Origin of the sequence: Rhodococcus wratislaviensis (genome assembly GCF_900455735.1) — a bacterium.
GTDB lineage: Bacteria > Actinomycetota > Actinomycetes > Mycobacteriales > Mycobacteriaceae > Rhodococcus_F > Rhodococcus_F wratislaviensis.
In genome coordinates this window covers 227,234-248,185 of the sequence record NZ_UAUI01000022.1, presented here as the reverse complement: position 1 = coordinate 248,185, position 20,952 = coordinate 227,234, and the positions used below count along the sequence as shown (strand labels likewise).

General features: G+C 67.5%; 18 protein-coding genes. 9 read left to right on the top strand and 9 right to left on the bottom strand.

From position 1 onward, the window contains the following. Window positions 1-26: 26 nt before the first annotated feature. The 3 genes from DTA22_RS23670 to pdxR all read right to left on the bottom strand — a co-directional run bounded on the left by DTA22_RS23670 (window position 27) and on the right by pdxR (window position 3,538). Entirely contained in the window at window positions 27-1,328 is a 1,302-nt protein-coding gene (locus DTA22_RS23670; protein ID WP_112301099.1) for a bifunctional o-acetylhomoserine/o-acetylserine sulfhydrylase, read from the bottom strand. Window positions 1,329-1,368: 40 nt separating this feature from the next. Then, window positions 1,369-1,896 carry an OsmC family protein gene (locus DTA22_RS23665; RefSeq protein WP_037240989.1) on the bottom strand — a complete coding sequence of 176 codons (528 nt, stop codon included), beginning with the start codon at window positions 1,894-1,896 and terminating at the stop codon, window positions 1,369-1,371. A 232-nt stretch (window positions 1,897-2,128) separates the two neighbouring features. After that, window positions 2,129-3,538: a MocR-like pyridoxine biosynthesis transcription factor PdxR gene (pdxR, locus tag DTA22_RS23660; RefSeq protein WP_037240991.1), complete on the bottom strand. Its 1,410-nt coding sequence runs from the start codon at window positions 3,536-3,538 to the stop codon at window positions 2,129-2,131. Window positions 3,539-3,587: 49 nt separating this feature from the next. Here pdxR and DTA22_RS23655 point away from each other — a divergent pair, with 49 nt between their 5' ends. Continuing rightward, window positions 3,588-4,046 carry a carboxymuconolactone decarboxylase family protein gene (locus tag DTA22_RS23655; RefSeq protein ID WP_112301098.1) on the top strand — a complete coding sequence of 153 codons (459 nt, stop codon included), beginning with the start codon at window positions 3,588-3,590 and terminating at the stop codon, window positions 4,044-4,046. 47 nt (window positions 4,047-4,093) lie between these two features. Here DTA22_RS23655 and hppD read toward each other — a convergent pair whose 3' ends face one another. Further along, window positions 4,094-5,299 (bottom strand): 4-hydroxyphenylpyruvate dioxygenase, encoded by a 1,206-nt coding sequence (gene hppD, locus DTA22_RS23650; protein ID WP_112301097.1) that lies wholly within the window; start codon window positions 5,297-5,299, stop codon window positions 4,094-4,096. Between the two features lie 217 nt (window positions 5,300-5,516). Here hppD and DTA22_RS23645 point away from each other — a divergent pair, with 217 nt between their 5' ends. Further along, the gene (locus tag DTA22_RS23645; protein ID WP_037232712.1) at window positions 5,517-6,164 is read left to right on the top strand and encodes an IclR family transcriptional regulator; all 648 of its coding nucleotides are present in this window, start codon (window positions 5,517-5,519) and stop codon (window positions 6,162-6,164) included. Between the two features lie 5 nt (window positions 6,165-6,169). Here the strand turns inward: DTA22_RS23645 and DTA22_RS23640 are convergent, their stop codons facing one another. Further along, window positions 6,170-6,712, bottom strand: coding sequence for a gamma carbonic anhydrase family protein (locus DTA22_RS23640; protein ID WP_181910947.1), 543 nt, complete (start codon window positions 6,710-6,712; stop codon window positions 6,170-6,172). Between the two features lie 214 nt (window positions 6,713-6,926). Here DTA22_RS23640 and DTA22_RS23635 point away from each other — a divergent pair, with 214 nt between their 5' ends. The 4 genes from DTA22_RS23635 to DTA22_RS23620 all read left to right on the top strand — a co-directional run bounded on the left by DTA22_RS23635 (window position 6,927) and on the right by DTA22_RS23620 (window position 12,932). Beyond that, a complete protein-coding gene (locus tag DTA22_RS23635; protein WP_112301095.1) occupies window positions 6,927-8,144 on the top strand; it encodes a CaiB/BaiF CoA transferase family protein in 1,218 nt (405 codons plus the stop codon). A 16-nt stretch (window positions 8,145-8,160) separates the two neighbouring features. After that, entirely contained in the window at window positions 8,161-9,030 is an 870-nt protein-coding gene (locus DTA22_RS23630; protein WP_112301094.1) for a hydroxymethylglutaryl-CoA lyase, read from the top strand. 28 nt (window positions 9,031-9,058) lie between these two features. Further along, on the top strand, window positions 9,059-10,432 hold the full coding sequence (locus tag DTA22_RS23625) for an SLC13 family permease (protein WP_112301093.1): 1,374 nt from the start codon (window positions 9,059-9,061) through the stop codon (window positions 10,430-10,432). Window positions 10,433-10,652: 220 nt separating this feature from the next. Then, on the top strand, window positions 10,653-12,932 hold the full coding sequence (locus DTA22_RS23620; protein ID WP_112301092.1) for a SulP family inorganic anion transporter: 2,280 nt from the start codon (window positions 10,653-10,655) through the stop codon (window positions 12,930-12,932). A gap of 1 nt (window position 12,933) precedes the next feature. On the opposite strand, the gene DTA22_RS23615 is transcribed toward DTA22_RS23620, so the two are convergent. Together DTA22_RS23615 and DTA22_RS23610 are read right to left on the bottom strand one after the other, a co-directional pair. After that, window positions 12,934-13,830, bottom strand: a complete 897-nt coding sequence (locus tag DTA22_RS23615; protein WP_005255915.1) for an AurF N-oxygenase family protein — start codon at window positions 13,828-13,830, stop codon at window positions 12,934-12,936. Window positions 13,831-13,929: 99 nt separating this feature from the next. Then, entirely contained in the window at window positions 13,930-15,513 is a 1,584-nt protein-coding gene (locus tag DTA22_RS23610; protein WP_112301091.1) for an MFS transporter, read from the bottom strand. Window positions 15,514-15,597: 84 nt separating this feature from the next. On the opposite strand from DTA22_RS23610, the gene DTA22_RS23605 reads away from it, so the two are divergent. Further along, window positions 15,598-16,269 carry a TetR/AcrR family transcriptional regulator gene (locus DTA22_RS23605; protein ID WP_112301090.1) on the top strand — a complete coding sequence of 224 codons (672 nt, stop codon included), beginning with the start codon at window positions 15,598-15,600 and terminating at the stop codon, window positions 16,267-16,269. Window positions 16,270-16,473: 204 nt separating this feature from the next. Here the strand turns inward: DTA22_RS23605 and DTA22_RS23600 are convergent, their stop codons facing one another. Next, window positions 16,474-17,529 carry an adenylate/guanylate cyclase domain-containing protein gene (locus tag DTA22_RS23600; protein WP_052033217.1) on the bottom strand — a complete coding sequence of 352 codons (1,056 nt, stop codon included), beginning with the start codon at window positions 17,527-17,529 and terminating at the stop codon, window positions 16,474-16,476. Window positions 17,530-17,691: 162 nt separating this feature from the next. On the opposite strand from DTA22_RS23600, the gene DTA22_RS23595 reads away from it, so the two are divergent. After that, entirely contained in the window at window positions 17,692-18,411 is a 720-nt protein-coding gene (locus DTA22_RS23595) for a DUF6319 family protein (protein WP_112301089.1), read from the top strand. A 120-nt stretch (window positions 18,412-18,531) separates the two neighbouring features. Next, window positions 18,532-19,185, top strand: coding sequence for a S1 family peptidase (locus tag DTA22_RS23590; RefSeq protein WP_112301088.1), 654 nt, complete (start codon window positions 18,532-18,534; stop codon window positions 19,183-19,185). 66 nt (window positions 19,186-19,251) lie between these two features. Here the strand turns inward: DTA22_RS23590 and ilvD are convergent, their stop codons facing one another. Next, complete coding sequence (gene ilvD / locus DTA22_RS23585) at window positions 19,252-20,946, bottom strand: dihydroxy-acid dehydratase (RefSeq protein ID WP_009478121.1); 1,695 nt, start codon at window positions 20,944-20,946, stop codon at window positions 19,252-19,254. Window positions 20,947-20,952: the final 6 nt, after the last annotated feature.

Below are 20,952 nucleotides of genomic sequence, written 5' to 3'. Positions count from 1 at the left end.
GCGCGCCCCGGCCTCCCGGCATCGGATCAGAGTGCGGCTGCGGCGAATCCGGTCTCGAGGTCGGCGAGGATGTCGTCGATACCCTCGATGCCGACGGCGAGCCGGACCAGTCCGGGAGTCACACCGGCGGCGAGCTGCTCCTCCGGGGTGAGCTGCGAGTGCGTCGTCGACGCCGGGTGGATCACCAGCGAGCGCACGTCGCCGATGTTCGCGACGTGGCTGTGCAGGGTGAGCGCGTTGACGAACCTCTTGCCGGCATCGACACCGCCGGCCAGTTCGAACGTCACGATCGCACCCGGACCCTTCGGGGTGAGCTGCTGTGCGCGCTCGTGCCACTGCGAGGACGGCAGACCCGCGTACGCCACGGACGTCACCTCCGGGCGCGCCTCGAGGAACTCGGCCACCTTCTGGGCGTTGGCGACGTGCCGCTCCACGCGCAGGCTGAGGGTCTCGATGCCCTGCGCGATGAGGAACGCGTTGAAGGGGGCGACCGCGGAACCGAGGTCGCGCAGCAACTGCACGCGCGCCTTCAGCGCGTAGGCCGGAGCGCCGAGGTCCGCGAAGACGACACCGTGGTAGCTCGGGTCCGGGGTGGTGAAATTGCTGTGGCGCCCCTGGGTCCAGTCGAACGTGCCGCCGTCGACGATGACCCCGGCGATTGCCGTGCCGTGACCGCCGAGGTACTTGGTGGCCGAGTGCACCACGATGTCCGCGCCGTGCTTCAACGGTTGCAGCAGGTACGGTGTGGCCACCGTATTGTCGACGATCAGCGGGATCCCGTTGTCGTGGCCGACCTTCGAGATTCCGGGGATGTCCAGGATGTGATTCTTCGGGTTGGCGATCGTCTCACCGTAGAACGCCTTCGTGTTCGGGCGGACGGCGCTGCGCCACTGCTCGAGGTCGTCGGGGTCCTCGACGAACGAGACCTCGATGCCGAGCTTGGGCAGCGTGTAGTGGAAAAGGTTGTAGGTGCCGCCGTACAGGTACGGGCTGGAGACGATGTGGTCGCCCGCCTCCGCGAGGTTCAGCACCGCAAAGGTTTCCGCCGCCTGCCCGGACGACAGCAACAGCGCGGCGACGCCGCCTTCGAGGGCGGCAATGCGCTGCTCGACCGCGTCCTGCGTGGGGTTCATGATGCGGGTGTAGATGTTGCCCGGCTCGGCCAGACCGAACAGCGCGGCAGCGTGATCGGTGCTGTCGAACGTGTACGAGGTGGTCTGGTAGATCGGCAGCGCCCGCGCCTTGGTGGTTGCGTCGGACGTCTGCCCGGCGTGGATCTGCTTGGTCTCGAACGACCAGTGGACGGTGGGATCGATGTTCTCGGTCACGAGTGGTGTGCTCCAGATTCGGTGAGGTGGATGTGGTGAATCAGTTGTCGCCGGTGCGTGTTTCGACCACGGTGTGGACCGGGGTCTGATTGCGGGTCAGGTCGAGGACGGGGCAGTGCGCATCCACTGCTTCCTGCAGTTCGAGGTAGCGCTCCCGCGGTTCCGGGCCGGTCAGCGTCACGACGACGCGCACTTCACCGAACCCGGCACGGACGGCGTCGTCGAAGCCGAAGAACCCGCGCACGTCGAGGTCGCCCTCGGCGCTCGCCGAGATGTCGTCGACACGGACACCGAGCTTCTCGGCCCAGAAGCGGTACGTGACCACCTGGCAGGAGAGCAGTGAGGCGAGGTAGTACTCCACGGGATTGGCGGCCGAGTTGTCGCCGCCGAGCGCCGGCGGCTCGTCCACCTCGACGCTGTACTTGCCGAGCGTGACGGTGCTCGCGACGGCGTCGTGCGCCTGCGCGGAGGCACGGAAGACGACGTGAGCGTTCGCGGAATCCTGGGAAACGGCGTCGCGGGTGGCGCCGATGACGGACGTGAGGTGCGACACGGATGCAGTGGTCATGACAGTGCGAATCCTTCGAAAACGAGGGTGTGCGGGAAGAACCCGGCGTGGAGAACGTCACGCCGGGACGGGTCCGATCAGGAGATCGGACACCTCGAGGTACACACCAGTGCGAAATCGACATGGCGACGCCGCGTCAGCAGCTCACCTGAGTCGATCACGCCGGATTCGGTCACGGATCAGACTGTAACCGCACGACACGCATTCCGACCAGTCCCATAGGAAATTCCGCTCACGGAGTGGGCAGCGCTCGGCACAGGGCGTCGAGCGTGGCCGGGAAACGCGCGGACGACGGTGTGCTGTAGCCGACGACGAGTCCGTCGGGCCGGTCGGCGGGAGCGCCCGGATGACGGAACGTGCGCAGACCCGCCACTGCGAGACCGAGTGCCGCGGCACGGTCGACGGTGGCCGCCTCGGTCCCGTCGGGAAGTTCGAGCACGGCGTGCAAACCGGCCGCGATGCCGGTGACGTGCACGTGTGGTGCGCGGGCGGCGAGGGTGTCGACGAGGGTGTCGCGGCGGCGGCGGTAGAGGGTGCGCATCCTGCGGACGTGCCGGTCGAATGAGCCCCGCTCGATGAAGTCTGCCACTGTGAGCTGGTCCGTCGCGCTGACCCATCTCTCGTATCCGCCCTTGACTGCCAGGACACCATCGATCAGGCGTTCCGGCAGCACCATCCATCCCACGCGGATCGCGGGGGAGAGGGTCTTGCTCACCGTGCCCAGATACGCCACCTCGTCCGGGGCCAGACCCTGCAGGGCGCCGACGGGTTGGCGATCGTACCGGAACTCCCCGTCGTAATCGTCCTCGATCACGGTTGCCCCCGTCGCGCGTGCCCATTCCACGAAAGCCGTTCTCCTGCTGGGATGGAGCGGCCCGCCGGTGGGGAATTGATGAGCCGGGGTCAATAGCGCCGCCGACAGCGGCCTGACTGTCGTATCCGGGGGCTGCGCTCCGCGGGCGTCGAGCTGCAGGGGGATGGTGGAGATCCCGGCGTCGCCGAGAAGTTCGCGATGCAGATGCAGCCCGTAGCCCTCGACGGCGATCGGCCCCTTCCCGGCGCGGGCGAGCAACCACAGTCCGTGCCCCGAGCTCGCACTCACCACGATGTGGTCGGGATCGGTGCGCACTCCACGTGCGCGAGAAAGGTATTCGGCGAGGGCGTGTCGGAGTTCGGGACGTCCCCGCGGATCACCCGGTCCGAAGGCGTCGTTGGGTGCCGCGGTGAGCGCCCGGCGGGCCGACGCCATCCAGGCGGCACGCGGAAATTCCCCGACATCGGGCGAACCGGGCATCAGGCTCAACGGCGGTCGGGGTGCGGCCGCGGAGCGGGTGCGCGGACGCCGGGCGGGCTCGCCTGCCCGCTCGGCGACCCGGGTCCCCGATCCCTGCCGGGCGGTGAGCCAGCCCTCGGCCACCAGTTCGGAGTACGCCTCGGCGACGGTGTTGCGGGCGATACCGAGGTCGAGGGCCAGCGTGCGGGACGGCGGGAGGGTGGTGCCTGCGACGAGCCGGCCCGATCGAATCGACTCGCGCAGCGCGGAAACCAGGTTCGCGCGCACCCTCGGTGCCCGCTCGCCGCCGGACGCGGTCAGGTCGAGGTGGAGGTCACGGCCCAGACCTGAATTGGCCCACGTTTCCATGTATGAATTGAACCATGCAGATGGGCTACTTCGCGCCTACGGTTCTCGTATGACCACAACAGAGCGCAAGACCCGAGTCGATCTCGCACGCAAGGCCCCCGCCGTCTACAAGGCGATGATCGCCCTCGACGCCGCGGCACGGCAGGGCCTCGACCCGGAGCTGGTCGAACTCGTGCTCACCCGTTGCTCCCAGATCAACCACTGTGCCTGGTGCATCGACATGCACACCGCCGATGCCCGCACGATCGGCATCAGCGAACAGAAGCTGTACCTGCTGGGCGCGTGGGAGGAGGCGCACGGGCTGTACACCGACAAGGAGCGTGCGGCGTTCGCGCTCGCCGAAGCGATCACCGTGCTGACCGACGGCTTCGTCCCCGACTCGGTGTACGAGGAGGCGGAGGAGCACTTCGAGGAGACGGAACTGGCGCAGCTCATCTCGCTGGTGCTCACGATCAACGCGTGGAATCGCATCGCCGTGAGCACGCGGAAGACCCCGCGGGTGCGCTGATCCCGGGTACCGACCTGCCACATCGCGCCCGCTGCACTGCCGCCCGCTCAGAAGTTTCCGCGGGCGGCCTGTTCGCGTTCGATGGCTTCGAAGAGGGCTTTGAAGTTGCCGATGCCGAAGCCGAGGGAGCCGTGGCGTTCGATGAGTTCGAAGAACACGGTGGGGCGGTCGACGAGGGGTTTGGTGAAGATCTGCAGCAGGTAGCCGTCCTCGTCGCGGTCGACGAGGATGCCGCGTTTCTGCAGTTCGGCGATCGGGGCGCGGACGTTGCCGATCCGGGCCCGCAGTTCGGGGTCCTCGTAGTAGGAGTCGGGGGTGGCCAGGAATTCGACGCCCTCGGCGGTGAGCTGGTCGACGGCGGTGAGGATGTCGTTGGTGGCCAGGGCCAGGTGCTGGGCGCCGGGGCCCTGGTAGAAGTCGAGGTATTCGTCGATCTGCGACCGCTTCTTGGCGAGGGCGGGTTCGTTGAGGGGGAACTTGACCCGGTGGTTGCCGTTGGAGACGACCTTGCTCATCAGCGCGGAGTAGTCGGTGGCGATGTCCTCGCCGACGAACTCGGCCATGTTCGTAAAGCCCATGACCCGGTTGTAGAAGTCGACCCAGTGGTCCATCTTGCCGAGTTCGACGTTGCCGACGACGTGGTCGAGGGCCTGGAACAGGCGCTTGGGGGCCCCGTCGCGTTTGGTGTGGCCGGAGGTGCGGGCGGTGTAGCCGGGCAGGTAGGGGCCGGTGTAGTTGCTGCGGTCGACGAGGGTGTGGCGGGTGTCGCCGTAGGTGGCGATCGCGGCGAGGCGGACGGTGCCGTGCTCGTCGGTCACCTCGTGCGGTTCGTCGAGGACGGTGGCACCCTGGGCGCGGGCGTGGGCGATGCACTTGTCGACGTCGGGGACGGCGAGGGCGATGTCGACGACGCCGTCGCCGTGGGTGCGGTGGTGCTCGATCAGCGGGCTGGCCGGGTTCACGGCGCCTTTGATGACGAAGCGGACGGCCCCGGATTCGAGGACGAAACTGTGGTGGTCGCGGTTGCCGGTGGTGGGTCCGGAGTAGGCGACGAGGGTCATCCCGAACGCGGACTGGAAGTAGTGGGCGGTCTGGGTGGCGTTGCCGACCACCCAGACGACGGCGTCCCAGCCGCTGACCGGGAACGGGTCGCGGGTGCCGTCGTATTCGACCAGCCCGACCAGCTGCTCGAGCTGGCCGAGGTCGAGACCTGCCAGGCGTTCCTTGTCGGTGAGAGTCTGCTCGATCGTCATGATGGTGCCTTTCCTTGCAACGGTTTTCGGATACCGGGAATGGGGGTGCGACTGTGCACCGGGGGAGTGGCGAATGCCTGACACAGAGGTAACCGGGCCCCGATCCGGTCGTCAACCGACACCCGGACAACTAGCCGCATCGACGGATGCGGGCGGTCGCGCACCGGCTTTCCTATACAATCTGAATACTTCAATGGGGCAATAGAAATGGACTGCGATGGTTGCGCGGAGTGAGATCGGCGTCGGAGTGCTCGCCCGCGCGGTGGCGATCCTCGATGTCGTCGAGTCGAGCCCGATGGGCGCGAGCGACCTCGCCCGTGAACTCGACCTGTCCCTCTCGACCACGTACCGGCTGGCAACCGACATGGTCAAGCACGGCCTCCTGCGCAAGGATCAGGAAGGCCGCTTCTATCTGGGTCAGCGATTCGTCACCACGGCGTTGAGCGACCTCGCGATTCCAGCGCTACGCGAATTGAGTGAAAAGACAGGGGAATCCGCGCAGTTGTGGGTTCGCCGAGGCGAGTCCCGTCTCTGCGCCGCGAGCGTCGATTCCCAGCACGAACTGCGGGTGGCACTGCCCGTCGGAACGTTGGTCCCGCTACCGCAGGGGTCGAGCGGCCACGTGTTGTCCGGAGACTGGGAGGCCGACCCCGAAGCCGTGAAATCAGGTTGGTGGGTGTCGGTTTCGGAACGGACACCGGGGTCCGCGTCCATCAGTGCGCCGGTCCGCCGGCACGGCGAGATCGTGGCCGCCGTGTGCGTGTCGGGTCCCGAAGGGCGGATGGGGAAGAACCTGGGTGCGTCGATGGGCCGCGCAGTCGTCGCTGCCGCGCGGCAGATCGAGAAATCCGTTCCGGGCGACTGAGTCGCTCAGGCGATGTCGAACGTGGTGACGTCCGCCGACCGATGTTGCTGCGCCAGTTGACGGTAGACCGCGGCGTTGGCGGCGTTGTGGGCCACCTCGTCGTCGGTCAGTTCGCGACGCACCTTCGCGGGCACGCCTGCGACGAGTGAGCGCGGCGGAATTCGCGTGCCCTCGAGGACCAGCGCGCCTGCCGCGACCAGCGACTGCTCGCCGATCACCGCACCGTTGAGGACGGTGGCCCCCATGCCCACGAGGGCGCCGTCGCCCACGGTGCAGCCGTGCAGGACGGCGTTGTGCCCCACACTGACGTCCCTGCCCACGACGACGGGGAATCCCGGGTCGACGTGAACGGCCACCCCGTCCTGGATGTTGCTGCCCTCGCCGAGGGTGATGGAATCGCAATCGGCACGCAGCACCGCGCCGTACCAGACGCTGGTTTCCGCGCCGAGAGTCGCGGCGCCGATCACCGCGGCCGTCGGCGCGACCCAGGTGCTCTTCTCCGCGCGCGGCGACCGTCCATCGATCGCAACGACGTGTGGTTCTCTCACCGTGTTCTCCTCCTGTCGAGCAGTGAATTCCTGCTGCATTGCGCAGCGTCCCGTCGTCCATTGTCGTGTGGCGCGGACTCCGGGCATTGCCAATTGTGACTGCTGCCACTACCGTCATTCTTATCAGACGGGAATCTAACTGCCAAATAATGAGAATTTGCAGGTTAGGAGCCCAGTCGTCATCCGGTTCAGATCGACGAGGGAGAACTCTCACATGCAGGTCCCAGAGAACGGCCCACTGCACGGCATCCGTGTGCTGGAACTCGGCAACTTCATCGCAGCCCCCATGGCGAGCCGCATCTTCGCCGACTTCGGCGCCGAGGTGGTCAAGATCGAGCGACCGGGCGTCGGCGACGAACTGCGGGGCTGGCGTCGCCGCCGTGGCGCGACATCGATGATGTTCCGCACCATCGCGCGCAACAAGCGGTCCGTCACCCTCGACCTCCGGACCGACGAGGGCCGCGCGATCATTCTCGACCTCGCCGCGAAGTCGGATGTCGTCATCGAGAACTTCCGTCCCGGAACGCTCGAGCGGTGGGGAATCGGGCCCGACCAGCTGACGGCCGCCAACCCCGACATCGTGCTGGTCCGGATCTCCGGCTACGGGCAGACGGGCCCGTACCGGGAGCGCACCGGATTCGGCGGCGTCGCCGAGGCCTTCGGCGGACTGCGGCACGTCACCGGCTATCCGGACCGTCAATCGGTCCGGGCGGCCGCCCCCATCGCCGACACGCTCGCCGGACTGCACGGCGCGATCGGCGCCCTGATGATGTTGCTGGCCAAGGCAAGGCAGGGTGATCACTCGACCCCGCGCGTCGCGGACGTGGCCCTGTACGAATCGGTGTTCATGGCGATGGAATCCCTCGTCCCCGACTACGACGCGTACGGCATGGTCCGCGAACGGACCGCGGGCAACCTGCCCGGCGTGGTACCCAGCGGCGTCTATCCGTGCGACGGCGGATCCGTCATGATCGCCGGCAACTCGAGTGGCGTGTTCGGCCGGTTGATGCAGGCCGTGGGGCGTGGCGATCTGGCCGACGATCCCGAACTCGCCGACGGGGATCAGCGATTCCGGCGGGAAGCCGAACTCGACGAGGCCATCTCGTCGTGGACGTCGGTGCGTCGCCCCCGCGACGTCGTCGCCGAACTCGGCGCCGCCGGTGTGCCCGTGGGCGAGGTGTACGACGCGGTGCAGATCGCCGCCGACGAGCACTACAACGCCCGCGGCATGCTGCAGAGCCTGAAGGTGTCCGTCGACGGGGAGCCCGAAGAGGTGCGCTTCCCCGGAGTGGTCCCGCAGCTCGACGGCGAACCCACGCAGATCCGCTGGGCCGGCCCCGAGCTGGGTGAGCACACCGACGAGATCCTCGGCGGATTGCTGAATCTGTCGGGTGATCAGCTCGACGACTACCGCGCCCGCAACGTCATCTGAATCGGAGGAAAGTGAAATGTCAGTCACCATAACGGATGTCGTGCTGCGAGACGGACTGCAGGACGAGGATGTGGTCGTCTCGACCGACCACAAGATCGCCGTCGCGGACGCACTCGTCGCCGCCGGTATGAAGCACATCGAAGCGGCATCGTTCGTCTCGCCCACGCGTGTGCCGCAGATGGCGGACGCCGACGACGTCATCGCCCGGCTGCCCCGCACCGACCCGTCGGTCACGTACAGCGCTCTGGCACTCAACCCGCGTGGAGTGCACCGTGCGATCGCGACCGGTATCGACGAGATCCAGGTCGTGACGTCGGCCAGTGCCGGGCACAGCACGGCCAACACGGGCCGGAACCCGGACGAGGCGCTGCACGGACTTGCCGAGGCATTGCAGAAATACCCCGGCCGGAGTTTCCTCGGAGGTGTGTCGACCGCGTTCGTCTGTCCGTTCGAGGGCATCATCGCCCCCGCCGCGCTGGTGAGGGTGGCGAGCGCGATGGCCGCGATGGGTGTGCGCCGGCTCGGGCTGGCCGACACGCTCGGGACGGCCACCACCGAGCAGGTGCTCGCTTCGGCCGGGGCGGTACGCGACGCCCTGCCCGACATCGAATTGAGCCTGCACCTCCACAATGCGCACGGTCAGGCCCTCGGCACCGTGATCGCCGCGCACCGGCAACTCGGGATCACACACTTCGACAGCGCCATCGGCGGGTACGGTGGCTGCCCGTTCGCGCCGGGCGCCCACGGCAACCTCGCCACCGAGGAACTGGTCGCGCACCTGCACGCGCACGACATCGACACGGGTATCGATCAGCAGGCCCTCGGCCTCGCCGTCGACACCGTGAAACACGCTCTGGCCCAAGCTCGGCCCCTCACCGCAGTGTGATCTGCGAACTCACCCCGAAAGGCCGACCATGGTCTACGCAATCTCCATCGTCGCTCTGATCGCGATCTTCACAGTGGCGACCCTCACCCCGATCAACATGGGCATCCTCGCGTTCGCCGGAGCGTTCGTCATCGGCGGCTGGGTGTCCGGGATCCCGGTCGAGGACATCATCGACGCCTTCCCCGGCAGCACGTTCATCATCGTCGGCGGCATCACGCTGCTGTTCGCCATAGCCAAGGCGAACGGGACCATCGACCTCGTCATCGAGGCCTCCCTCCGACTCGTGCGCGGCAGGCGGTGGGCGATCCTGTGGATGATGTTCCTGCTGTCCGGACTGCTGATGGCCCTCGGGTCCGTCCTCGCGGTCGGGATGCTCGCCCCCATCGCGATGCCTCTCGCGGCCAAGAACAAGATCAACCCGTTCCTGATGGGCATGGTCATCAGTCACGGCGCCCTGGCCTGCGCGTTCTCACCCATCAATCTGTACGGCGCATTCATCAACGGACTGATGGACTCGACCGGCGTCGGAGCGAATCCCCTGGTCCTGTTCGCTCTGCCGTTCGTCCTCAACCTGGCCATCGCGATCGTGCTGTTCCTGATCTACGGCCTCGACCTGATCGGTCGCCGCACTCCGCGTCCCGTCGCGGAGACATCCGACGGCGGAGGATTCGGCGGCTCCTCATCCTCACGTGGGCCGTCCGGTGGCGTGACTGCGGGCAACGGCCCGGGCGGGAACACCGCGACCCTCACCGATCGCGAGGTCATCGAGGAGGCGCTGATCCACGAAGGCGTGAAGCCGGTGAAGATGAACCGGTACCGGTTCGCGACGCTCGCCGGCATCGGCTTCCTCGTCGTCGGGTCGGTCGCGTTCGGAATCGACGTCGGCGTCAGCTCGATCTGCATCAGTGCGGTGCTGCTCCTGATGGCGCCCAAGTCGCACCCCAAGGTCATCGACAACGTGGCATGGCCTGCCGTGGTGCTCGTGTGCGGGATGCTCACCTACATGGCGGTCATGACACAGAACGGCACGCTCGACTTCCTCGGCGATGCGGCGTCGGCTCTCGGATCGCCGTTGCTGACCGCGTTGATCCTCTGCTACGCGGTCGCGATCATCTCCGCGTTCGGATCGTCGATCGGTACCCTCGGCATCGCGTTGCCCCTCGCCGCGCCGATGCTCGCGATGGGAGAGGTGGGCGCCGTGGGATTCGTCGCGGCCCTGGCATTCTCCGCGACGGTGGTCGACGTCAGCCCGTTCTCGACGAACGGTGTGATGGTGCTCGCCAACGCACAGGTCGAGGACAAGGGCCGCTTCCAGCGCAAGATGCTCGCCTACTGCGGTCTGATCGTGCTGTCGGCCCCGATGTTCGTCTGGGCGCTGGTCGTCGTGCCCACGTCCGTGTAGGCCGGCCCGGTCGTGCCGGTCACCGTTTCCCGCGGTGACCGGCACGTCTCACGGTGCAAGGGTGGGCACGGTGAACTTTGTGTACTTTAAGCTTCATGTAATGGACTGTTGTCCAATAGTTTTCGATTCAACTGTGCGAAAAGCAGTGCCACAGTGACACATGCCACAAGATCCCGTCCGTTTCGGGCGTTTCGTCGTTCTCCGCCCGTAAGGTGTCGACATGTCGATCCTCGAGAACGAGAAAGCACCCCCATCCGGTGCACCCGCCCCCGGACCGACCCTCGGCGAAAGGTTGCGAGATAACGCGCGATACGACCTACCCGCGTCGCTCGTCGTCTTCCTCGTCGCACTACCACTGTCGCTCGGTATCGCGATCGCGTCCGACGCCCCGATCATGGCGGGGCTCATCGCGGCGATCGTCGGCGGTGTGGTGGCGGGTTCCATCGGAGGTTCACCGCTCCAGGTCAGTGGTCCTGCCGCCGGATTGACCGTGGTGGTAGCAGAATTGGTCGCCACGTTCGGCTGGAAGGCCACGTGCGCGATCACCGTCGCGGCCGGATTCCTTCAAATCATCTTCGGGCTCAGTAGAATTGCCCGTGCGGCCCTGGCCATCGCGCCGGTCGTGGTCCACGCCATGCTGGCGGGTATCGGAATCACGATCGCCCTCCAGCAGATTCACGTCCTACTCGGTGGTAGCTCGCATAGCTCGACCGTCGAGAACATCACCCAGCTCCCCGGACAGCTGACGTCCGCCCGGTACAGCGACGTCCTCGTGGGATCGGTGGTCATCGCCGTCCTGCTGTTCTGGAAGAAGATTCCCGGCAAGCTGCAGGTGCTCCCCGGCCCGCTGGTCGCCGTCGTCGCCGCCACCGTTCTCTCCCTTGTCTTCCCGCTCGACATCGATCGAATCGCGTTGGATGGCTCCCTGTTCGACGCCGTGGCACTGCCTTCGATGCCGGAGGGCCCGTGGCTCGCAGTGGCCACCGGTGTACTCACGGTCGCGCTGATCGCGAGCGTCGAGAGCCTGCTGTCCGCGGTCGCCGTCGACAAGATGCACGGCGGCACGCGTTCGGAGTTCAACCGTGAACTCGTCGGTCAGGGCTCGGCCAACATGATCTCGGGTCTCATCGGCGGCCTGCCGGTCACCGGTGTGATCGTGCGCAGTTCCACCAACGTGGCCGCCGGGGCGCGCACCCGGGCATCCGCGGTGCTGCACGGCGTGTGGATCCTCGTCTTCGCCGCGCTGCTCACCGGACTCGTCGAGCAGATCCCGATGGCCGCGCTGGCCGGCCTCCTCATCGTGATCGGCATCCAGCTCGTCAAGATGGCTCATCTGCGGACGGCCCGGCGCACCGGCGACCTGTGGGTGTACGGCGTGACCGTGGCCGGCGTGGTCTTCCTGAACCTGCTCGAGGGCGTGATCATCGGTCTCGCACTCGCGGTGGTCCTGCTGCTGTGGCGGGTCATCCACCCCAAGATGCGGGCCGAACCTGTCGGCTCCGAGGGTTCCGGGCGGTGGCGCGTGACCGTCGAGGGGTCGTGCAGCTTCCTGTCCATGCCGGCATTGACCGGGCTCCTCGCGAAGGTGCCCGAGGGCGCGCACGTCACCGTGGAACTGGCGGTCGACTTCCTCGACCACGCCATGTTCGAGGCGATCGACGACTGGAAGCGTCACCACGAGCGGAACGGCGGAACGGTCGTGATCGATGCGCTCGGTCCCGTCGACATGGACGCCGTCGGCGCATCGCCGCCCAGGCGTGGCATCGGAGTGGTGAGCCCTCGCGGGTTCGCCCCGTGGAAGAGCTGGCAGCCGCGACACACCGACACCGAGGAGTCCACCAGCACACCGGCGGCGCTCCGACCGGTCCTCGCGGGAGTGTCGGAGTACCACCGGCGGAACGCGGCTCAACTGCAGCCGCACCTCGACGACCTCCGGGACGGGCAGCGCCCCGACTCGTTGTTCCTCACCTGCTCCGATTCACGCATCGTGCCGAACGTGATCACCAGCAGTGGGCCGGGCGACCTGTTCACGGTGCGCAACGTGGGCAACCTCGTCCCGACCGGGAAGCAGGACGTGTCCGTCGAGGCGGGACTTGCCTTCGCCCTCGACGAACTCGAGGTCAGCTCGGTGATCGTGTGCGGCCACTCCGGCTGTGGCGCGATGAAGGCCGTGCTCGCAAGTGCGCCGCCCGAGAACGACGGGTCCGATCGCGACGCCGTCGAGCAGTGGCTGACGTTCGCGCAGCCGAGCCGGAACGCGTTCCTCAGCGGTCATCCGGTGGCGCGAGCAGCGGCCGAGCTCGGATTCGACGAGGTCGACCAGCTGGGCATGGTGAACGTGGCGGTCCAGGTACAAACCCTCGGGCGCCATCCCCTCGTCGGCGCAGCGGCGGCCGAGGGCCGAGTACGCGTCGCGGGAATGTTCTTCGACATTCCGTCCGCGCGAGTACTCGAGATCACCTCGACCGGTGTGTCCTACCTGGACCACGTCCCCACATGATTCAGAGGAGATGGACCCTCTTGTAGAGGCGCTTGGACGGGCCGCCGACGAGGCCGACGCCATCGAGGAACTGCATCAACTTGGAACCGGACGTACGGACGGTGTCCTTGTAGTGCTGGTTGTTCTTGGCCTCGGCGGCGGCCCGCTCCGGGTCGAGTCCGGCATTCGCATACACGTCCTTGCGGATCATGCTCTTCATCACGAAATACACGACCACCGCGGTGTTGAGGCGCTCGAACTGCAGTCGTGCCCAGCTGGCGCCCTCGATGCGGCGTCCGACCTCTTCGCGAGCGAAGCGGATGTGGCGGGCCTCCTCGAGGACGTGGATCTTGCTCACCGTTCGGGTGACGGGCTGCACGCGCTCGTCCTTCATGAAGTCGCGCTGCATCATGTCGAGGATCTCCTCGGCGGCCATCACGCTGGCGTACGCGTTGGCGCCGCGGAAGAAGCCGCCCCAGATGCGTCCGAGCTTGTGGATCGCGGGGTGCGGGCCGTAGCTCGGCATGTTCAGGCGTTCACCGGCGCGGGCGAACATCACCGAGTGGCGGCATTCGTCGGCCACCTCGGTGAGCGCGAACTGGACGTGGCGCGAGTGCTTGTCGCGGCCGTACACGTCGCGCAGCAGCATCTGCATGAGCAGGATCTCGAACCACAGTCCGACGCTGGAGACGCTGGCGGCCTCGTGCTTGGTGAGTTCGATCTTCTGCTCTTCGGTCATCTCGTCCCACAGGGCGGTGCCGTAGAGCGTGCTCCACTCGGGGGTCAGACCGAACTTGTCGTCGGGGATCGGTGCTTCCCAGTCGACCTCGACCATCGGGTCGTAGGACTTGCGTGCCGACGACGCCAGCAAGCGCTGGGCGGTCTCTTCGCGGTCGGAGACGACGATCGATGCGGTCATCACTACCCCTTGATCTGTGACTAGGCGGTCAACTAACTGTGACATTCAGTAACTGATACTGAACGATACAATGACGGCGGTCACAAGGGCAATGTTCGCTCAGTCGACGTCGGCCAGTTCTTTCTGAGATTCGGTCGTCGGCGCGGAGCCCTTCCGTCCGGGAGCCCACACCGCGAGCAGCAGCGACGCGGCGAACAACACGCAGGCCAGCACGATGGATGCCTCGTCGAAACCCTTCAGGAACGAGTCCCGCGCGAACGTCGCCAGCTGCTCGCCCTGGGGGCCGGCAACTTCGGCGACCTGCAGTGCCGCCGCCAGGGAACTGGACACCGGCTCCTTCGCGGCCTCCGGAACGGCGTCGACCGCCGGCTGCACGTGGGTGCCGTACCCCGCGGCCAGGACGCTGCCCGCCAAGGCGACCCCGATGGCCGAACCGATCTCGCGCGCCGTGTCGTTGACGGCCGACGCGACACCCTGCTTCGCGTCCGGGGTGTTCTGCACGATGGCCGCCGTCGCGGGTGCCGTGCACAGTCCGATACCGAAGGCGGCCACGATGAGCGGGCCGCACACTTCCGCGTAGCTCGAATGCGCATCGAGCCGCACCAGCAGGAGGATGCCGAGGCCGAGCAGTGCGGAACCGGACGCGAGTAGCGGCCGGAGCCCGACGTGCGGGATGAGCATCGGCATGACCGCGGACATCGCCACGACCGGCACGGCGATGGGGGCGAGCGCGAGCGCAGACTGCAGAGGGGAGTAGTTCAGCACCAGCTGCAGGTACTGGACGACGAGGAAGAAGAGGCCGAGAGACGCCAGGAACTGCAGTAGGAGCGACATCGACCCGGAGCCGAAGGCGCGGTTGGCGAACAGCCGGACGTCGAGCAGTGGGCGTTTTCTGCGCAGTTCCACGAGGGCGAACGCGGCCGCGGCGGCGAGGCCACCGACGAGCAGTCCGAGCACGACGGGATCCAGCCAGCCGCGCTGCGGCGCCTCGATGGTTCCCAGGACGAACAAGCCGACCGCGGCGGCGATCAGCGCGGTGCCGGGCAGGTCCAGTGGTGGGCGTTCGGTCTCCCGGGAGGAGGAGATGGTGAAGCCCGTGACGAAGATCAGGGCGGACACCACGGCGAGGCTGATGAAGATGGCGTGCCACGACCACTTCTCGAGCAGGAGTCCGGACACGAGCAGGCCGGCGATTGCGCCGGACCCCGCGACGCCCGACCAGATGCCCACGGCCCGGCCTCGGTGTGCGGGCGGAAAACCGGCCGTGAGCAGTGACAATGTTGCGGGCATCACGAGGGCGGCGCCGACGCCCGCTATCGCCCGGGAACCGATGATCCACTCGGGGCTGTCGTTCAGGATCGGAATGGCGGAGCCCAGGCCGAAGATCAACAGCCCGACCATGAGCAGCCCTCGCCGGCCGTACCGGTCGCCGAGCGCGCCCGCCGGGAGCAGCAGGGCAGCCAGGGTGAGGGTGTAGCCGTCGACGATCCACGTGAGCTGGCTCTGGGTCGCGCCCGTGTCGCGCGCGAGGTCGGGGAGCGCGGTGTTCAGTGCCGCCATCGCCGCGACGACGAGTGCGACCGCGCAGCACGCGACCGTCAGCATCCAGATCTGCCGAAGGGTCCAGCCGGTGGTGTTGCTCTGTTCGGTGTCCTGCGGTGGTGCGGAGTCCCGAGAGCGCACGATGAAGTCCCTCCGTGGAAGTAACGAGACTGTCAGTATCGTTGGTAGACTGGCGGTTCACAAGAGGTCGGGCAGGAACGGGCGGTGCAGATGACCGAGCAGGATCCCCGCAGGCAGCGCTCCCGCGCGAGACTTCTCGACGCCGCGACAACTCTTCTCGCGAAGGGCGGCACTGACGCCGTCACGATCGACGCTGTCACCAAGCTGGCGAACGTGGCTCGGGCCACGCTCTACCGGCACTTCGACAACGGCACCGAACTGGTCGCCGCGGCCTTCGGGCGGCTGATCCCACCCGCGCCGACAGTGCCCGCCGACGGCGACCTCCGCGACCGGCTGGTCGAGTTGATGGTCAGTCAGGCGAAGCTCATCGAGAGTGCACCCATGCACGTGACGGCCATGTGCTGGCTGGGCATGGGCCCTGCGTTGGACGACTACTCGAGCGCGGCCGCCGTCGAATCGGACAAACCGGAACTGCGGACGCTGAGGCAGACCATCGTCGAGCAGTACCGGGCGGCGTTCGACCAGGTCTTCGGAACACCCGAGGCAGCCGAACGACTCGGCGAATTCGACTACGACCTCGCCCTTGCGCAACTGATCGGACCACTCGTCTTCACCCGGCTCGCGACCCTGACCCCGCTGGGACGGGTCGCGTGTGAGCAGATCGTCGACGACTTCCTCGCCGCACGCGCCGCCCAGGTCGCCGCCGGTCCCGCCGAGCCGGCACTCCTCGAGATACCGCCTGCTCAGGCATTGTGACGTCGACAGCTCCGCACGTCGTCATTACCGTGGCACGTGCGCGCGGCACCGGATGCCGCGCGTATCGAATGAATGGTGTGGGAAGGTTTCTCGATGATCACTGATGCACTCAACTGGCTCCTCGGTGCTTGGGGCGGCGTCGCCGCCGGCAGCAGCGGATACTCCATCCCGCCCGGAACCCTTCCCTTCGGAAGCTGACGGTCGCTAGGCGTCCCGGTCTCGGCGCAACACGAACTGTTCGAGTCTTCGTATCCCTCGAACGCGTCGTGGACGTAGCTGCTTGAGGTAGTAACCGGGAGCGTCGGCGAGTTCGTGGGCGAGCGCCTCGTCGATCAGCACCGTGCCGGGACGCGCCGAACCGGTGAGTCGCGCCGCGGTGTTGACGACGGAGCCGTAGAGGTCGCCGAACCGGACGAGCACCGGACCCATCGCGAGACCTACCCGCAGTTCGGGGTCCGTCTCGTCCGGCAGAACCTGCTCCCGCAGCTGCAGGGCGATCTCCGCCGCATCGGCCGGCGACTCGACGGCGAACATGACCTCGTCGCCGACCGTCTTCACCACCCATCCCTGATGCCGGCCGATGACCGACGTCGACGCCGACTCGAATCGTTCCAGAAGGTCGCTCAGTTCCCGGGCGCCGAGCTGACGGGTCAGCGACGTGTACCCGACGATGTCCGCGAAGCCGACGACCAGTTTCCGGCTCGCAACCTCCTCTCCGGGGTTCCCCACGTTGCGACCGGTGGTCGAGGCGATGTGCCTGCGCCACACGTACGCCTGCAGAGACTCGACCGCCGGAAGGATCTCGGCGGTGAGTTCGCGCACCTGCTCCCGGATGGCCTGCTCGTCGCTGCCCGCGGACCCCGCGAGCTGATCGACGATGTGGGTGCTGATCAATGAAACCTGCCATTCGGCGAGCCGCGACATCGACTGGCCGAGAGCACGAGCCGCCGCCACTTCGCGTTCCGGTGAGATGATCCCCTGGTCGACGAGCGACGCGATGGTGCGCAACGCGGCGGCGTCCCCCTCGGTGAACATGACACCGTCCGGATCGGTGTCGACCGCGAAACCCATCGACACCCACAGGCGGTCCGCCCGTTCGAGGGACACCCCCGCGAAGTCGGCGATCTCGGCCCGCGTGTAGCGGCGGGGCCCGCCCAGAAGCGACTCCTCGAGATCGGCCTGGACGTCGCGGAGCAGGCTCGGTGAGATCTCCGTCGTCGTTGCGGTCTCGTCGCCGTTCTCCGGTGCTTCCGACGTCACGTCGTTCCTCTCGATACGTTCGATCCGCACGCATGGTCGCGGTGCGTCCAGTCCCTCAATCTGCCACTGTCCGAGCCCGTCCGATGCGGAACCGTCGGTGGGGTGTGCGAGAGTTGCGGTGCTCACGAGCGTAACCAGGAGACAGACCAGAAAGGACAGCGCATGCCGCCCCGTAGACGTTCCGGTGCTGCCGCACCGGATCACCTGACCGCGGAGCATCTCGAGACCCTCGCTGCCGCGATCGCGGAAGGCAAGCGGGCCACCGTGTATCTGCGCGAGGCGATGCCCAGCCTCGGGCTCGAGGCCGGAGCCTCGGCGAAAGTTATCTCCGTGCAAGGCAATACGGTCTTGATCCGCCCCAAAGGTGTCGACGACGAGCTCCCCTTCGAAGCAGAGGAGCTTCTGATGAGACGAACTCCCGCCCCCAAGCCCGCGCCCGCCGCCCCCGCGGCGCCGGCCGTGCACCAGGAAATCGAACCCGGTCCGCCCCCCGCCCCCAAGACTGCAGCCCCCAAGACACCCGCCGCCAAGACCGTCGCGACGCCTCAGCCCGCCGCCGCGGTCCCGAAACCGGCCGCGGCACCGGCCAAACGCACCAGCAAGAAGGTGCCCGCGGGAGTCAGCGTCACCATCCACGCCGGCGCCGACAACGACTGGAGCGTCACCGTCGCGCACGGAGCCAAGCGCCCCGGCAAGGCCGTCCCCGTCTCGCCGGACGCCGTCGAGCGCGCCGTCCGGGAACTCGGGGAGGAGACGGCGATCGAGGCCGTCGAGTCGATCATCGTGGCGGCACGCAACCTCGCGGCGGCCCGGGTGGACGAGCTGAGCCGGCAACTCGAGGACGCCCGCAAAGCACTGGAGGCGCTCGGCGCCGTCGAGTAGTACCCGGGCGGGTCACGGTCGCGGTCTCTACATCGGCATTCCCCCACGCAGGTCCTGCGCGGGTGGGATTCTTATGGGGAGACACGCGGCCGTCGGGGCTCATCCGGGAAGGTTCGAAAAATGTTGAAACGATTCGCGGCGGTTGTTGCGGCGACAGCGGGAATTCTGGGATTCGTTGCGGCGGGGTCCGCGACAGCAGCTCCGGCCGCCGTCTTGGGGGGCGGTTCGGGGATCGTGGTGAACGACGAACTCGTCTGCTCACTCACCACCATCGGACACGACAACGCGGGCCGGCTCGTCGGCCTGACGGCGGGCCACTGCGGTGAAGCGGGCTCCTACGTGGTGCCCGAGGCCAGTCAGGACAGCGGCATCGTCGGCGAGTTCGTCATCTCCAATCCCTCGCTCGACTACGCGGTGATCCAGTTCGATCCGGCGAAGGTCGTCCCGGTCAACAGGGTCGGCGGCGTCACCATCACCCACATCGGCGCACCGGCAGCCTTCCCGCAGGTGGCGTGCAAGGAAGGCCGTACCACGGGAAACACCTGCGGCATCGTCTACGGCGACCTCATGCAGACGGGGGAGACGTGGACCCAGACCTGCGTGATCGAGGGTGACTCGGGCGCACCGTTGGTCGTCGGCACCACCCTGGTAGCCATGGTCAACGCCTACCTCGCGGCACCGTGCATCGGCCCGGAGATCGGCACCAACCTCAACTCGATCATCGCCGACATGAACGCGAGCGGCGGTCCCGGCGCCGGGTTCCGGCCCATCTAGGCCCTCCGGGCCCGTGCGTGGTTAACGAGTCTCTGGACTCGTCGACCACGCACGGGCGCGAAGCGCCTACCCGCAGACGGCGCCGCCCGAGGCGGAACCGACGAGCTTCGTGTACTTGGCCAGGACCCCGCGGGTGTAGCGAGGGGGCAGAGGCTCCCACCCGTTCTTGCGGCCGGCGAGTTCCTCTTCGTCGACGAGCAGTTCCAGCGTGCCCGTGCCGACGTCCAAGCGGATCTGGTCGCCGTCGCGGACGAACGCGATGGGTCCGCCGTCGACGGCCTCCGGCGCCACATGGCCGACGCACAGGCCGGTGGTGCCGCCGGAGAATCGGCCATCGGTGAGCAGGAGTACGTCCTTGCCCAGCCCGGCGCCCTTGATCGCGCCGGTGATCGCGAGCATCTCGCGCATGCCGGGACCGCCCTTGGGGCCCTCGTAGCGGATGACGACAACGTCACCATTGGTGATCGTGCCGTCCTCGAGGGCATCCATCGCGGCGCGTTCCCGTTCGAAGACGCGGGCGGTGCCGGTGAAGACGTCGGAATCGAACCCCGCCGACTTGACCACCGCGCCGCCCGGGGCGAGGGAACCCTTGAGGATCGTGATTCCGCCGGTCGGGTGGATGGGCGAGCTCATCGCGCGGAGCACCTTGCCGTCCGGGTCGGGAGGGGCGATGGCCGACAAGTTCTCGGCCATGGTCTTCCCGGTGACGGTGAGGCAGTCGCCGTGCAGCATCCCGGCGTCGAGGAGGGCCTTCATGATGACGGGTACGCCGCCGATGTGGTCGACGTCCTTCATCACGTGCTTGCCGAACGGTTTGACGTCCGCGAGGTGCGGGACGCGGGCGCCGACGCGGGAGAAGTCGTCGAGGGTCAGTTCCACATCGGCTTCGCTCGCGATGGCCAGCAGATGCAGGACGGCGTTGGTGGAACCACCGAACGCCATGACCACGGCGATGGCGTTCTCGAACGCCTCCTTGGTGAGGATGTCCCTGGCGGTGATGCCGCGGCGGAGCAGTTCGACGACGGCTTCACCGCTGCGCCTCGCGAATCCGTCGCGTCGACGGTCGGTGGCGGGCGGGGACGCGCTGCCGGGCAGCGACATGCCGAGCGCCTCGGCGGCGCTGGCCATCGTGTTCGCGGTGTACATTCCGCCGCACGCGCCCTCGCCGGGACAGATGGCTCGCTCGATGGCGTCGACGTCCTCACGGCTCATCAGTCCGCGCGAACAGGCGCCGACCGCCTCGAACGCGTCGATGATGGTGACGTCGCGTTCGGTGCCGTCCGACATTTTTGCGACACCCGGCAGGATCGAACCGGCGTAGAGGAACACGCTCGCGAGGTCGAGGCGGGCCGCGGCCATCAGCATGCCGGGCAGCGACTTGTCGCAACCGGCGAGCAGCACCGACCCGTCGAGGCGTTCGGCCTGCATCACCGTTTCCACACTGTCGGCGATCACCTCACGGGAGACGAGGGAGAAGTGCATGCCCTCGTGTCCCATCGAGATGCCGTCGGATACGGAGATGGTGCCGAACTCGAGGGGATATCCGCCGGCGGCGTGCACGCCGTCCTTGACGGCCTTCGCGAGCCGGTCGAGCGACAGGTTGCAGGGGGTGATCTCGTTCCACGACGACGCCACGCCGATCTGGGATTTCCCCCAGTCGTCGTCGCCCATGCCCACCGCACGGAGCATTCCGCGTGCTGCGGTCTTCTCCAGTCCGTCGGTGACGTCGCGGCTGCGGGGTTTGGGATCCGGGGTACTCATGTATGC

Excerpts from the sequence above, each read along its gene's own strand:
- DTA22_RS23655 (WP_112301098.1), top strand. The coding sequence starts at position 3,588 with ATGACCACAACAGAGCGCAAGACCCGAGTCGATCTCGCACGCAAGGCC.
- DTA22_RS23630 (WP_112301094.1), top strand. The coding sequence starts at position 8,161 with ATGTCAGTCACCATAACGGATGTCGTGCTGCGAGACGGACTGCAGGAC.
- DTA22_RS23620 (WP_112301092.1), top strand. The coding sequence starts at position 10,653 with ATGTCGATCCTCGAGAACGAGAAAGCACCCCCATCCGGTGCACCCGCC.
- hppD (WP_112301097.1), bottom strand. The coding sequence starts at position 5,299 with ATGACGATCGAGCAGACTCTCACCGACAAGGAACGCCTGGCAGGTCTC.
- DTA22_RS23625 (WP_112301093.1), top strand. The coding sequence starts at position 9,059 with ATGGTCTACGCAATCTCCATCGTCGCTCTGATCGCGATCTTCACAGTG.
- DTA22_RS23595 (WP_112301089.1), top strand. The coding sequence starts at position 17,692 with ATGCCGCCCCGTAGACGTTCCGGTGCTGCCGCACCGGATCACCTGACC.
- DTA22_RS23665 (WP_037240989.1), bottom strand. The coding sequence starts at position 1,896 with ATGACCACTGCATCCGTGTCGCACCTCACGTCCGTCATCGGCGCCACC.
- DTA22_RS23590 (WP_112301088.1), top strand. The coding sequence starts at position 18,532 with ATGTTGAAACGATTCGCGGCGGTTGTTGCGGCGACAGCGGGAATTCTG.
- pdxR (WP_037240991.1), bottom strand. The coding sequence starts at position 3,538 with ATGGAAACGTGGGCCAATTCAGGTCTGGGCCGTGACCTCCACCTCGAC.
- ilvD (WP_009478121.1), bottom strand. The coding sequence starts at position 20,946 with ATGAGTACCCCGGATCCCAAACCCCGCAGCCGCGACGTCACCGACGGA.
- DTA22_RS23635 (WP_112301095.1), top strand. The coding sequence starts at position 6,927 with ATGCAGGTCCCAGAGAACGGCCCACTGCACGGCATCCGTGTGCTGGAA.
- DTA22_RS23615 (WP_005255915.1), bottom strand. The coding sequence starts at position 13,830 with ATGACCGCATCGATCGTCGTCTCCGACCGCGAAGAGACCGCCCAGCGC.
- DTA22_RS23645 (WP_037232712.1), top strand. The coding sequence starts at position 5,517 with ATGGTTGCGCGGAGTGAGATCGGCGTCGGAGTGCTCGCCCGCGCGGTG.